At 50.2% G+C, this 13,536-nt stretch carries 16 protein-coding genes and 1 pseudogene; all 17 read right to left on the reverse strand.

The features are described 5' to 3' along the window. Positions 1-3: 3 nt before the first annotated feature. Positions 4-1,410, reverse strand: a complete 1,407-nt coding sequence (locus L6439_RS22530; RefSeq protein WP_213471765.1) for a hypothetical protein — start codon at positions 1,408-1,410, stop codon at positions 4-6. Continuing rightward, on the reverse strand, positions 1,407-1,967 hold the full coding sequence (locus L6439_RS22535; protein ID WP_213471764.1) for a phage adaptor protein: 561 nt from the start codon (positions 1,965-1,967) through the stop codon (positions 1,407-1,409). Before L6439_RS22535 ends, L6439_RS22530 begins: the two co-directional genes overlap by 4 nt. A gap of 48 nt (positions 1,968-2,015) precedes the next feature. Beyond that, complete coding sequence (locus tag L6439_RS29375) at positions 2,016-2,150, reverse strand: hypothetical protein (RefSeq protein WP_269155951.1); 135 nt, start codon at positions 2,148-2,150, stop codon at positions 2,016-2,018. Further along, positions 2,150-2,488: a hypothetical protein gene (locus tag L6439_RS22540; protein ID WP_213471763.1), complete on the reverse strand. Its 339-nt coding sequence runs from the start codon at positions 2,486-2,488 to the stop codon at positions 2,150-2,152. Before L6439_RS22540 ends, L6439_RS29375 begins: the two co-directional genes overlap by 1 nt. Before the next feature lie 14 nt (positions 2,489-2,502). Beyond that, positions 2,503-4,581, reverse strand: a complete 2,079-nt coding sequence (locus L6439_RS22545; RefSeq protein WP_237096606.1) for a tail fiber protein — start codon at positions 4,579-4,581, stop codon at positions 2,503-2,505. A 4-nt stretch (positions 4,582-4,585) separates the two neighbouring features. Continuing rightward, the gene (locus L6439_RS22550) at positions 4,586-5,179 is read right to left on the reverse strand and encodes a phage adaptor protein (protein ID WP_213471762.1); all 594 of its coding nucleotides are present in this window, start codon (positions 5,177-5,179) and stop codon (positions 4,586-4,588) included. After that, positions 5,130-5,291, reverse strand: a complete 162-nt coding sequence (locus tag L6439_RS22555; RefSeq protein WP_213471761.1) for a hypothetical protein — start codon at positions 5,289-5,291, stop codon at positions 5,130-5,132. Before L6439_RS22555 ends, L6439_RS22550 begins: the two co-directional genes overlap by 50 nt. Before the next feature lie 45 nt (positions 5,292-5,336). After that, a complete protein-coding gene (locus L6439_RS22560) occupies positions 5,337-6,296 on the reverse strand; it encodes a Mu-like prophage major head subunit gpT family protein (RefSeq protein ID WP_213471760.1) in 960 nt (319 codons plus the stop codon). 14 nt (positions 6,297-6,310) lie between these two features. After that, positions 6,311-6,730 (reverse strand): hypothetical protein, encoded by a 420-nt coding sequence (locus tag L6439_RS22565; protein ID WP_213471759.1) that lies wholly within the window; start codon positions 6,728-6,730, stop codon positions 6,311-6,313. Between the two features lie 11 nt (positions 6,731-6,741). Beyond that, positions 6,742-7,716: a hypothetical protein gene (locus L6439_RS22570; RefSeq protein ID WP_213471758.1), complete on the reverse strand. Its 975-nt coding sequence runs from the start codon at positions 7,714-7,716 to the stop codon at positions 6,742-6,744. A 71-nt stretch (positions 7,717-7,787) separates the two neighbouring features. Further along, positions 7,788-9,745: pseudogene (locus tag L6439_RS29900) on the reverse strand (portal protein). A 143-nt stretch (positions 9,746-9,888) separates the two neighbouring features. Continuing rightward, a complete protein-coding gene (locus L6439_RS22585; protein WP_213471756.1) occupies positions 9,889-10,122 on the reverse strand; it encodes a hypothetical protein in 234 nt (77 codons plus the stop codon). A gap of 9 nt (positions 10,123-10,131) precedes the next feature. Continuing rightward, entirely contained in the window at positions 10,132-10,470 is a 339-nt protein-coding gene (locus L6439_RS22590; protein ID WP_213471755.1) for a hypothetical protein, read from the reverse strand. A gap of 12 nt (positions 10,471-10,482) precedes the next feature. Further along, complete coding sequence (locus tag L6439_RS22595; RefSeq protein ID WP_213471754.1) at positions 10,483-11,940, reverse strand: phage terminase large subunit; 1,458 nt, start codon at positions 11,938-11,940, stop codon at positions 10,483-10,485. Then, positions 11,933-12,508, reverse strand: coding sequence for a terminase small subunit (locus L6439_RS22600; protein ID WP_237096609.1), 576 nt, complete (start codon positions 12,506-12,508; stop codon positions 11,933-11,935). The genes L6439_RS22595 and L6439_RS22600 overlap by 8 nt, the downstream gene beginning before the upstream one ends. 53 nt (positions 12,509-12,561) lie before the next feature. Next, positions 12,562-12,981 carry a hypothetical protein gene (locus L6439_RS22605; protein WP_213471709.1) on the reverse strand — a complete coding sequence of 140 codons (420 nt, stop codon included), beginning with the start codon at positions 12,979-12,981 and terminating at the stop codon, positions 12,562-12,564. Between the two features lie 179 nt (positions 12,982-13,160). Then, positions 13,161-13,355, reverse strand: a complete 195-nt coding sequence (locus L6439_RS22610; protein WP_213471708.1) for a hypothetical protein — start codon at positions 13,353-13,355, stop codon at positions 13,161-13,163. Positions 13,356-13,536: the final 181 nt, after the last annotated feature.

Raw genomic sequence — 13,536 nt, forward strand, 5'->3', positions numbered from 1 at the left:
CCCTTAATATAGCGGCAGTTGTCGAGTCTGTCTGGTGAACTCGTGAATACGTGCCCAGCCAGTCCCCGAAAAGCGTACCCGGATCCAATTCTCACGCGCGAACTTCGCTACCGGTATAATAACCCTACGCACTTGAGGCGCCGATCCACCTGATATGGATTGAACATGTACCCAGTCATCCCCGGAGATAGATGGCGAAAGATGCACGTCCATGCTGCCGATTAGTTCAACCACCAGCCACATCTTATACCAGCGTTGCTTCATGGCCGCTGACACGCCAGTAAACGGCTTCGTCGTTACCGACCATGGAATAGCATTGCCGTGATCCGTCGTGTCTCCCAGACGCAATACACGGCCCTCTGCATCGCCAATATAAAGCTGATTCTGCATCGTGACAAAATGTGTTGCCGGGATCCCGCGCCAGATGCTCCATGCCTGGACGCCCGGGCGCGGATCGAATACAAGCAGTTGATCAGGCGGCAGCAGGAAATACAGCTTTGTGCCATCTGAGCCGGCCACGCTTTCAGGTGTGATGTCGGAAATGAGTTTACCAATCACGTCCGAGAACGTCTTATTTGGCAGCACGCCGCCGCCGTATTCGTAAATGCCGGTCCGGTGCATGAACCTCATGAATCCCTCTTGCGTCACAGCGGACTTGTTGTTGATGAGGCCCATGTCTTCCGTAATCAAGCGCGTGTTGAAATCGGATGGTAGCCCGCCGTACAATTCATGAAGGCTATTCGGCATTCCAATCGTAAGCTTCGTTAGGCTGCCGGTTAGCATATTGATGTCTTCGCCGCGGCTGCTTTCCATGTCTTTCACATAACTGTCATCCTCAAGTCCTTCGAACTTCTGCCACTCAGTGGGACGGTCAAGCGCACATGCATGTAGCTCCTTCCCTACAGCGCACCAGAGGCGATTCTGGTACGTTGTGATGTAATTTCCCTTGTCCGGGGCTCCACTCAAATTCTGGACCGTTTTTCCGTCATAGCGCTTGATAGGATCGACGCCATTACTTGCTATCAAATTGATATCATCCAAGTTACCCTGGAAACTCGTAAAGGACCAATCAGCCGATGTATTTAACCCGCTGGCGAGTTTGTCCCAACTAGTACTATTAAACCTCCATCGCCACCAAGTCCCATCATTATGAATTGCATGTAACTCCTTATCCTTCCACACACCTATGCCCAGAACCTTGGTGCCCATGTCTCCGATCCTAGAATAACCAGGCCTTGTCACGATGGCCGGGTAATCATCCGTTGTCATATTTACCGTGTCGGTAAAAAAGCTATCTTCTAGTGTCAGGGGATCGAAGGTGCTAACTCCGCGAAACTCTCGTATGGAAATGGGTTGCATGATGCCCGGCAGCGGCTGGTAATTCGGTGTTGAATACTGAACCGGCTTCATATAGATTCACCCACTTGATAGTTCTGGGCTGCTACGTTCCATGCAGCCTTGTACTGGGCCTCATAGTTAGCCGCCTTTACGCTGTCATCCTGCGTATTAGCTATGAATGCGCATAGCCCCGGAATGAACGTCCAGTGATATTCTTCTGGGGTGTCCGGTGCGGCTGCAAGGGTAGCGCTGCTGAAGGTTGTGGTAGCTATACGACGATACCGTACAATCCCCTGCATGTCCGATTGGTACGGTGCAGGAGTGAGTACAAGCGTATGTGTCTCGTCGTCGATCATATAGCTATTCTGCAGCGGCGCCACATCCTCTGTTTGAATGCTCCGGTATTGGATCATGCCCACCATGCACATATCCGTATTCTTCATGCGGACATCGGCAGGCAGTGAGTATACGTTCTGTCCGGCCACCGAATCAAACCATGCCATTTTTGGTATTTTCACAACGTTGAAAAAGTCATGATTCAGCGCATTAAGCCATATCACCTTGTCCGCGGTAGGCACCTCATTCGGCACTAAGATATCAGCTTCGGTAATGATTTCGCGGAGGTTCAAACTACCACCTACCTATATAAAAATTGCGCCTTACCATAGGGCAGGCGCTTATTGCTTCGTTTCTATGATTTCTTGAAACTCTTCTTCTGATATATACCGCGGTACGTAGGATTGCAGCTTCTTCTCATCCGCGAATCCCTTGCGCCAGCAATCCACCAAAAACGCATAGAATGGACTCTTCATTAAGCATTACCTCCTGTATCCATAATGCCCATGAGGGCGAGTTGCATTGCGTCTATCTGCTTTCGAAGCTCTGCATTCTCTTCCTGGAGCTTCTCAATCGGCCCCGGCTCGTACCGCTTGTTACGATCTTCCTCATAGACTGCCTCATATTCTTCGGTTGTAATGAGCGTAATATCTTTGTGCTCTGGGATGTCATCCTGTTCCGTGATGACGTAAAAATCTCTTGTACCAGCGAGGTACACCTGAGTCCCGGGAAGGAATTTATGGATGTCTAGCCCCTTGTAATCGTAGTCACCGCCGTTAACCCCCACAACATTAGTAATCTTTAACCCTATCATATTCATTCCTCCCATCATCGGTATGCATGAGCGGCCAAGAAGTCCATTGCCCGCCCTACCGTAACTTCCACACCCCCCATGACTGCGCTGAAGGATGTTCCGTTACGCGTTATTATGGCCAGTTTATTGTAGCCGTCATCTGTATAAACTGCCACAAATGCCTTTGTCTTGCTGAGCCAAGCTCCTGTACCCAGGATACTGTCTACTTTGCCACTCGCCAATTGGAAGAGTTTTGTGCCCGTATCAGATAGTATAGAGATAGGGTCACGACCATTTATGATAAATATATTTGCCCCATCTCTGCACACATCAATTGCGTAAGCAGCATCTGCATTTGTTACCTTATTTTTTGATATCCTTGTACCATCGAGGTTATAGACATAAAGATAGTAATCAGTAGATCCGCCGTATGTGGCAAATATCGCCACATTCTCGCCAACAGCGCCTTGCTTGTCTTGCAAATTCATGGAGTTCTCTCCTGCATCGGCTGCTAACGGCGTATCTCTCACGACAGTTCCCTGTTGATTAACTTCCCGCAGTACCATATTAGGTGCTGTTACTATCCCGGTTTGTACGACAAAGAGGAAATTGTCATTGCTGTTGATAAACCCTTTACCGTTGTTATTGCCTGCTTGACGGTTATACTTCGATAGGAATGCTTCAGAGATGTCCAGCCCGCCTGCGGCTTGCCGGATGCCTCTAATTTTGTTGGCCAGTACCGCCCAGCTATCACTTGTGGACGCAGATCCTCCCAAGGAGTTGATGGCGTCCACCGTCTGTTGCTTGGCATCAACTCCAGATTGCTTTGCCGCTAGAGCTTCGTCGTAGGCTTTTTTGACGGCGTTTGCTGTGGCAGCCAACGTTGATGATGTACTGTTGAGAGCATCCGAAAGTTGAACAACGCCCTTGGCTCCAGTCGAGGCAGATGGTAAACGAGCGGCCACAATTGTTCCAGAAATGATATCAGAGGCATCATGCGTGTGTATCAAAGGTGCAGCATATGCCTTTGCATTGGTCTCGGCAGCGTCACAATCTACTTTTCGAGCGATGTGCTCATCCTCTGTAGGGGCCCCAACCTTTGCTTGTCCCGCACTATCTCGTCTAATGATCCTATTGGCGGTCGCCTCTTCAGTTGCGCCGTGGACAAGCGTGGCGTTCTTGTGCGAAGTCAGTGACCCATCTAGTTCCCCTATTCCATTTACATGTTCTGGCGACATCAAGCCGCCCGTTGTTGAAGTCGCATATGGGATCACGTCCGTTCCGCCTGGGAGGTGTGTTTCTGCGTGCGGCCCGGGCGTTGCGTTTCCTGTGGCTGTAACTTTAACCTCACTCGTGCTAGGGTCCGTTGTTATTGTAATCCCTGTGCCGCCAGCAATCCGTAGGGCGTCAGTCTTTGTCTTAGCGGTTACATCCCCCTGACCGGTTACCTTGACGGCTGAGAAAGCGTTCTGATTGACCTCCGCCCCTGCTTGTATGCCATTCAGTTTGTCGTGGTCATCCTTTGTGACGTGTATGTTGGCATCCGCTTTGTGTGCGTCAAGATCATCCTGGACGGTATCGACCTCTGATTTTCGGGCAACGTCGGTTTTTGCTGATGGAGTTGCTGCTTTAAACCTTCCCGATGCGTCACGCTGCACGAGTGTTCCCGGGGTTGCGGACGCCGTGCTCTCGTCAAGTTTGGCCTTATCGCTGGCGGGCATCAACCCCTTGGTTGTTGCTGTCGCCTCATCTGTGCTCGCCTTAGCGTTCCAAGCTGCTTTTTCTGTGTCAGACACAAACCGATTATTTGCATCCTGCGCGATGATGGAAGGCGGATGCGTTGCCGGATGGACATAATGATTAGCCCTTTCCTCTATTCCATCCAACTTAGCCTTATCGAGCCCTGTCATAAATCCGGCCAGTCCATTAGGTACAGCATTGGCATGAGCCGCGCCACCAGTTCCGATATGCGCATTCAGTTTCTCGTCTGAGTACGCCTTGGCGTTTGCCTCTGCCTTGTCTGCCTTTGCCTGTGCCCCTAATGGTGTTTCCCATTGGGACTCAACCTGACCGGCAATGTCTTCGCTTGTATTGCGCCATGGGTAACGGCTCATGACATTACCACCTTTCTTTGACGGCGTAGCGTTCCCATCCGCTATTCGCCGTTTGATAATCATTCAATAGTTGCTGATACTTCATTTCGTGCTCATCGTTGCCACTAATCTCTCGTAGTACCCCATAGACAAGGACCATATCATAATCAGGATCAAACCCTGTTGGCTTATCCATATCGCCCAACGTCAATTCTTGTAGGACTGGTACGTGAAAGATTTTCAAACCGGTCGCAGCATCTTGGGTTGGCTCTGGTACGAGGCCGATCATGCCCGCGGTAAAGTAATAATACGGCGTGTGAGGCGAGAGCTCGTTGAACTGTCTGAGCGGTATTCTGCGCCACTCTCCACTACCACCATAGGCCGTATCCAAGATATCCACGTCCACCACATTTCCGGGCGGGCATGGCGGGATGTACTTGGCCTGGCCTTTATGCAGGTCGATTGCAGTACATACCACATCCGCCTGCTGCTGCGCGGACCCGTACAGACGGATCAGCCGGTCCCGAACCTGTGTTACCTTTCGAACGATTGAGCGCGGGGAAAGATAGTTATTTGGTGCCTTTTCCTGTATTTCCTCCACGACCTCTTTTAACAGCACCCGAATCACCTTCCTTTTCGCCTACGCGCTGCAGTAGATCGGCAAGCAATTCATTTGTCTGTCGTTGCGCTTCTACGAGCGCGTTTAAGGCGTCAAGTTCATCACGATACATGATATATATCCCTCCATACAAGAAAATAAGGGAGCCGGAGCCCCCCTATTCTACCTTGTGGCCGTAGATGAACGAATAGTTCGTATATCCATACGCCCAACGGCCGATAGCTTTATATTTGGCTACTTCTGTATCGAAATCGGTCATTGTGCCGTTTTCAACTTTCCGTCTCCATTGCCAGATGTTGAACCGTTTCATTCGGGCGGAATCTACTGCGAACCAGTTTTTGCGGTACTTCGGCGAAATGAACGGATTGACAATAACTTTGATGTTGCCCATGTACATGTTCGAATCGAAGTTATTGCTGCCCGGCTCATATTTTGGCAGGTCGGCGTCAGGCAGCCCAGCGATCTTGAATGCTGCCCGGGCATTGTACGGAGCGACAATCAGCGTGTCAGGAATGACAGCCAGCGGATTGCCGCGATCGTCTTTCCATTCCTGCATAGCAACGGCCGTTTCATCCCACGAATCAATTGTAAGCGGCTTGTTCCCAAGGTTGGACTGTACATCGGTGTCGTTCGTCGGGCTATATGGATGATCGGCAGCACACAACGGCTTTCCATCTGGACCCAAATAGTTATCCATCCGGCCGCGCCAGTTAGGCCCTGTGCCGACAAATGCATTATTCAGGAACTCAACACCCTGCAACTGCTGCGTCTTGTATACAGCATCCGCCAAGGAAGCAATTCTACGCTTAATCTCAGTCAATTTAAGGTCATCGACAAAATCCTTTTCAATGATTCGTCCGTCTGAGAACTTCCGGTTTTTGATGACCTTCTGCCACAACTCATCTACATCTTCGTAATAGACCTGATTGTTCGAATAGCTCCATTCTTCCATCAGGCCCTCTGCGCCGATGCCTTCGTAACTCTCCATATCTTTGTTCGATGTCGTAACGTTGTACAGCATCGGAATATAGTCTTTCTTGTCTTTCTGCTCCAATGAGTACAGTTCCTTAAAGATTGGTTCCAGTACTCGCGGATCCCAACGAAGTTTAGTTTGCATGTGTCAATTCCCCCTTATGAAAATTGCCGCTTCTTAACTTTCACGCGGCACGTCTTGTTATTGTCGTTTACCGTAAGTACTGCTAGTGGGCCATCGGCTACAACGGCAGCATCAGCAGCTAGACCATCGGCAGCCACGGCTACCGCATCGGCCCCGGACACAAACCCGGCATCTGGCGTACCTACGAATGGTGCATCGTACCAATCTCCTTCGCGAGCAAGGATGATCTCACATGGGCTATCCTTTCCTGCTGCGATGTTTGATGTCAGAAAGCCGGCAATTGCATCGGTTGGCCCAGCCTTTGTAGCTCGCCCGTTTACGACCTTCACGGCCTCCCCCGCATATCCAGCTTCATTGTCGGTCATTATAATCGATGTCACCCTCGTTGGGTCCTTGCCGTAATCGTTGTACACATACTTAAATCCTTGTGGCATGTCTGTTCCTCCTATTCAAAGTTCTTTGCATACTTTTGCGCTTTCTTTGGATCAATGCCAAACAACGCAAATCCTGCCATCAGTTCCTCCGGCGCTTGCGGTTCCAGTTTCGCGCCCGAATCTTTCAACACGTCAGCGCGCTTATTTAGCCGCTGTTGTTTCAGCGTGGCCTGCTCTGCGCGCCTGCGCTCGTCGGCAATAATGTTATCCCGGTACACCAATTCATAGGCGTCAATCGGGTCATAGCCACGGCGAATGCGGCTCTCCAACTCCGGCGTCATCCAGGCCGCGCTTCCGTCTTCATTCGTCTGCTCGAGCAATTGCGGATACTTCCGAAATAGAGCTTCCCAAGATTCCGTCTGGCGCCGACTCTCTTCTTCTTGCTTTCGCAGCTCACTTGCTAGCTTGTCCTTCTCCAGTACCTCGCGCGCCTGCTGTAACGCCGGATGGTTTTCGAGGTACTGATCAACCAACTCCGGGTCAAGGCCGGCATTTTCCGCATCCTCGCGAATCTGCTGCTTGAGCGTGTCGAACTGTTCTTGTTGACGCTGGATCGCCTGTTGCTCGATACGGTCAAGGTTCGCAACCAAATCCGCGTGGTCTTTGAATCCCTGCTGCTTTGCAATCCGGTCTAGCGCCTGCTCGTACTGTTTTGCCCGCCCCTCAATCTTGTCGTAATTGAGTCCTTTGCGGGCGTATTCTGGGATCTTCTCTTCATCGATAAACACTTCTTCCTTGTTGTGCTTGACGGTGATCCCCTTGCGTTCTTGCCGCTCTACAGGTTCATCATCTGTGGGGGGATGCTCGTCCTGTGGCTCGCCTTCTCGCTCTTGCTCTTGTACTTCTTCCGATTCCTCCGCCGGATAGTCCAGTCCGAACGCAGCGTATGCATCCATCATGGACTGCCGATCGTCTGCCTCTGGGTGGGCTGACACTTGCTCTGTGACTTCTTCGCTATGGGTGGCGTTTCCGTCTACATCTAACATGTTCTTTCCTCCAATCTCCTATGGGTGGGAGCTGATATAAAAAGGGCTACCACTGCACTGTGATAGCCCTGCTAAGGCAACATAGGGACATTGCCCTGCTGCGCTATATTCATTTGATTGGACATGTCATGCATAAGCTTGATTGCTTCCATGTCCATCTTTTGCTGCTGAATAGATTGATTGAATTGTTTGTCTGCCTGTTCTTGCTGTACACGCTGATCGGTCATCTGAGCCAACGCTTGTTGCAATGCTGCGTTCTCCTGTTCAAGCTGCTGCGCCTGCTGCTGGGCCTGTACAAACTGCTGCTGTAGTCCTGCCTCCTGCTCTATTCTCCGCTGGATGACATCCATAGGTTCCATGCGGCCCGTTTGAATGACAAAGCGGACTGCCTCCGCATCAATCATCGGGAGGCCAGTAATAGGGTCCTTGGCATTTAACAAATTGAATGCTAACTGCAGCCAGTACTCGCGATCCTGTGGCTTGTCTACCCCGATATGCACGTTGATGTCAAACTCGGGTACAAATTCTTCCTGTACCGGACGTACATCCGGCATCATCTCGCCCGTTTCCGGGTCTGGTATTTGCTCACCAACTTCATATTGAGATTCAACCCGGCTTATAATTGAATCCCTACTTATAGACACATTTCGACCTGTAACGCGCGCGATTCTTTCATTGGTATAAAACTGGGCTATTAGCTCCACATACTGGGTAAACACATCAACAAGCGCCTCGCTTATCAGGTCAGACACGGTGTTGAGGCGCGTCCCCGCAGCAGCCATAAGAGCCTTTGCCTGCTCCCCCGATGTTACCCTGGAATCAGCTTGACCATTAGAGCTATCAAACTGTCCCGGTATCTTTTGTAACATCTCGTCGTAATAGTTAAGCATGTTAAATACCGTGCTCGGGACGTTTACTCCCTGCAGTTCTTTGACCCCATTCAAGGAGCCTGTACGCACGGGTAACATCGCACCTTCCATGCTCCTTTGTTCCTGCCACACTCTCGGCTTCGCGATGGCCCTTCTTCGTACATGATTGCGCTGTTTCCTTGTTTGGCCATTGTGGCAATTGCTATTTCAGCGTATTTGTTCTTAAAGATCTGCGGCTTAATCATGTCACGCATGAAGCCCTTGCCCCACAGGTTGCCTTCCTCAGGATATAAGGTACGTGCTGTGAAAGGGTACTGCCCGTGATCGTATACATACGCCTTGTGTTCCAGATACACGCCCGATGTGCTGATATATATACAATGCACGCCCTCCATACTGCCGGATGCCTTCGCAAACATCTCGGACGGGTCAATGCCTTGCGAAAGCTTCTCTTCGGCCAACTCCCGGAATAGTTCCTTGTCTTCCTTGGATACCAACTTAGGCAATCCTCTGTACCAGTATTCAATCAGGCCCGATGTCTTCTCGCTTACGGCCGTACTCATGGATGACTCGCCACCCGTTGCATCGTACGTATCCGTGCTGAAAATCTCGACATCCGCTGACACGTTATCAGGCAGCACCTTTGTGCCTTGCTTCGGCCATCGTCTCTTGAAGTATTCCAATGGTCGCCGCGTGTGGATGATGATCGCCGACATGTCCTGTAAGTGGATAAAGTCCGTCACACGCGGATCGGGAAAGAAACTGCCCAAATCAACCGGAAGAATATCATTGCGCCCCTGCCAGCGATGCATACCGCGGCCGCCCTCTACGGTTGGATCAAATATCGTCTTGTATATGAGCGGTCCATGTATGACGCAACGCCGGACCGCCCTTGTATGTTTGTGCCTGAATTTAATCTGGCGCAACTCATACGGCATAAAGTCGTTCAGGTCCCGCGCCTTTTCCTCGTCTGCCGGCTCCATCGCCGTATAGTCCGGGTATGGCATCCATCCCGTCAGTTTGCCTACGATGGATTCAATTTGACTGAATGCCACATTCTCCACCGCATCCGGTCGTAGTTTGGATACAGCCTCACTACGAAGCCCGCGCCAATGGTCCCCCATGTAGAAACGCTGCTCTTGCTGCCAGATGCTTTCCATCGGCTGCCGCGCAGCTTTAAAAACCTGATAATCCTGATATACGGTATCCCATAGTTCCTGCTGTTCGAGCGTGTTCGGGTTTGTGTTGTCCTGCTTTTCGCTGGACGCATCGGAAAATATACCTTTAAACTTATCCAGTATCTTCACATCTTGTCACCGTCCGGTATTGTGCCATCATCAAACCAACTGATCGGCTTACGTACGTGGATATCTTCGATTGGTTCATATCGCGCCATTTTTATAGCTGCGTAATCTGCAAAGTCCTTAGCCATCAGCCTGTCATTCAAATCGCGTATAATCTTATCCTGGGCCTCAATACGTAAACACAAAAAGATGATGACCAGAACGATCACCGCTATAAGTGCATATTCCATCATGTCACCGTCCTAACCAAGATAAGCGCCCAACTGTTTCAGGTTCTCGTACTGCTCCATCGTAATGCACTTGCCAAGTTCCCCAAAGAACAGCCTTGTTCTCATTCGATACAAACCGTCGCATTCGCCTTCAGGATCAAGAACTTCCCTTAGGTGTGGCATAGCTCTCACGTATACGATCATCCCGTCATGTTCTTGAATTGCCTTTTGGATCTCCTGAAAATGCTCGTCTACAATTCCGGCGCCGCCTTCAGACCGGATAATCACTTCATCTACACAGCCAACGTCTTGACACGATACTGTAGCCTTCCTGAACTGGCTTAAATAGTCTTCCAATTGACTTAACTTCATTGTTATCCCCCTTTACCAAAATCCTTGTATGGTTGGTGTATCATCGTCGTCATCGTCATCGAAGTCAGAACGTCTCCCGGGCAATGCCTCCGGCGTCGCTGACCATGCGGATTCGCCATTCCCGGGCGTCGGCTGACTCATAACCCAATACCTTAACGCATCCGGTATATGGTCGAGACTGTGTGCCGCCACGTCCTCTACCTGCTTTTCATCGTGCATCATGGCCGGAATGGCCTCTATAGCCTTGATGCAGGTGGAGAATATCTTCAGGCGCGCCGTCTTGTATCGCTCCCCTGTCACATGGTCAATGCGTTCTTCAACGTGCAACCATTCCCTCAGTCTTTTCCATCCGTTGACACGCTCTTTTTTGGCCTGTATAAGCGGCACACCTTTGGTCGCGAATATCTCCGCTGGCGTGATGTTCTCCGTTTTGGCCTTATTCCAAAAGCTTGTATCAGCTACGTTGTACTCAAATCGCTCTGACACTGGCGTATTTAGATGTACGCGCTCTACCTGTTCGCTTGTCAGCAGCTTTGTTTGTGCCAATTCTCTATACAGATACCCCGTGCCATCTGGAGCCAAGGCAATCCACAAACACACGAATGGGTCAGTATACCCTTCATCAAGTGCCCGGTACCTTTTCCAGTCCCGAGGTATTTCGAACGGCTCTACGACGTGCACGGCGCGGCTGAACTCACTGAAATATTGCCCGGCGAACACGTCCCAATCCCCCTCAAGGAGCTGCTTGCGTTCCACGTCCGGCAACGCCAATAGGCGGGCCAAATAGCCCGGATCTGACTGGACCAGGGCTTGATTGTCATGTACATTCGCGGGGATGAATATCCTGCTGCGTATAATAGGTTCCCCGGCCTGCGGTGTACCTTCGGGCCAATACAGCGCATTTCCATCGTCGTCCGTCTCTGGAATGTGATAGACCGTCTCAGCTGGGCCAATGGATACGAATCGCTTCTTCACCCATGTGTGGCCCACGCCTCCCGGGTTGGTCGTACTCTTGACGCTGCGGGGATATGGCTTACTACCGCGCAGCCGGGAAAGCATGTACTTGTACCATTTTTCTTCAAACTGGGTCAGCTCTTCCCAGCGGATAACGTCGTATTCTGCACCTTGATAGTTCATATAGTTGGCGTCATTGTCCCAGTAAGCCAACTCTATGACGCTACCATTTATAAATGACCACTCATGTTTGGACGCATTGTATTTGCATAACTCTTTGGGGTAGACCTGCAGTGTACGTGCTATAATGGACCGCTGCAAGTCCGGGTAAGTACGCCGGAATATAATCTGCCGGCTGCCGGGATACTGGACAGCGTATTTCAGTGCGTCCCATATGGTCGCTTCCGACTTCCCACCTCCAGCGGCTCCGCCGTACAGTATCTCATCTGCTACCGTCTGATGGTACACCTGCTGCCGAGGCTGTGGTTTGTATGGAATGACAATTTTATTACTCATCCTTACTCATCCCCGCATCAAAAATTACTTGCAACGGTCCGCCATCCTGTCCAGCCAGTTCCACCTTATCCTTGAACATCCCCAAATGGCGCCCGATCTTCTCTAACGCCGACACCTTATCATGCAGCTTTAAAGATATGCCGTATTTGGTTTCACAAATCTCCGCCACTGCATCCATTTTTACGCGATCAATGCCGTCTGTATCAAATAGTTCTACGCTTTGTACCATATCGAAGATAGGCACTATCGTTTCATTGCCTTCAGCATCCGTAACCGTCTTGCGTTCAACCACTCTTTCAGACGTACTAACCCTCAGGTAGTCAGTTATATTAGCAAAGCCTATCTTAGCCAATTCCTGCAATACCCTGTCTGCTGTAATCTCCGTCCGCTTTGCTCGTGCGTCCATAGCCTCCTGTATAGCCTTCTGAATGTCTGGTTTTGTTAGGTTCTCTTGTCCTATCTTCCGCGCCGTTTTTGCGCTGTATCCTGCCCTGATTGCCGCTTGTGTGGCATTGAGGTCTATCAGGTACTCCTGGACAAATGCCTTCTGTTTGGCCGTCAATGCCATGTGTATCATCTCCTTTCAGAAATAAAAAAGCACCCAAGCGGGTGCTGAGGTTACTATTTTAATCCTAGTTTCACCGCGATCTCATTCGAGACCTGCACAATTCCTTTCGATGCTTCCTGTTGTAATTTTAGAGCGTTATTGTGGGTAACTTCGTCAACAGTGAAATCATTCGTGTTCAATGCTCGAATAGCTATTTCTGTTGAAGTTACATATTTACTGAAATTTTCAACCAACCTGTTGTGCTCATCTATGAGTTGCGCGGGCACTTTTAGCTTTTCCAGTGTTTCCTTTTGTGACATAAACTCGCCCAGCAAGGTCTCGTAAATCACTTTCAACTGCTTAATTTCCTCCAGATTAGCGAGTTCCTTGCTGCCAGCCTCTCCAAATCTGTTACCAGTAAGCCTCATGCGCTCCCCTACTTGGGCGACACTCATTGCATAGGTCCTTACTTCTGCTGTTAATGAAATTGGCATTACTTCACCTCCCCTCTCGTCATACTTCGACATAAGGAAGGATATTCCTCCTAATAAAGAGTGCCGCCCCCTAAGGAGCGGCTATATAGAGAGGAATGTTATGAAATAGCTGTAGTTAAGTGCAAATAAATGCTCGAAATTACGACTGTTATATCAATATTGATGTAAAATAGTGCAAATTATACTCGCGGCGGCCATGACCAACGTCCGTCACCATCGCCAAAAAGCACATTTTTTTGAAAACTCATTCCATCTGGAGCGAGCACACACAGATGTACAACCTCGTCATCGCCGACCGCTGTAATAATTGCTGCTAGCGGCTCGCAATCCTCTACATGATAATGGACAATCCGTCCTACTGATGGTTTTTGCATTGGTATGCCCTCCTATTACTGTTTTTTGAGAGATGTGGCCGCCCGTACAACCGTAGGTCATAGCCGACCACACCCACACTCAAGCTCCCGGAACAAATGCCGCCCGCGAAGCAGCCTTGTCTCCCCCGGCGCACGCCTGATATTTAGACGCGGCGCGGTTTCCCGCCAGATTGGTTCTCAG

The sequence above is a fragment of the Paenibacillus dendritiformis genome (assembly GCF_021654795.1).
GTDB lineage: Bacteria > Bacillota > Bacilli > Paenibacillales > Paenibacillaceae > Paenibacillus_B.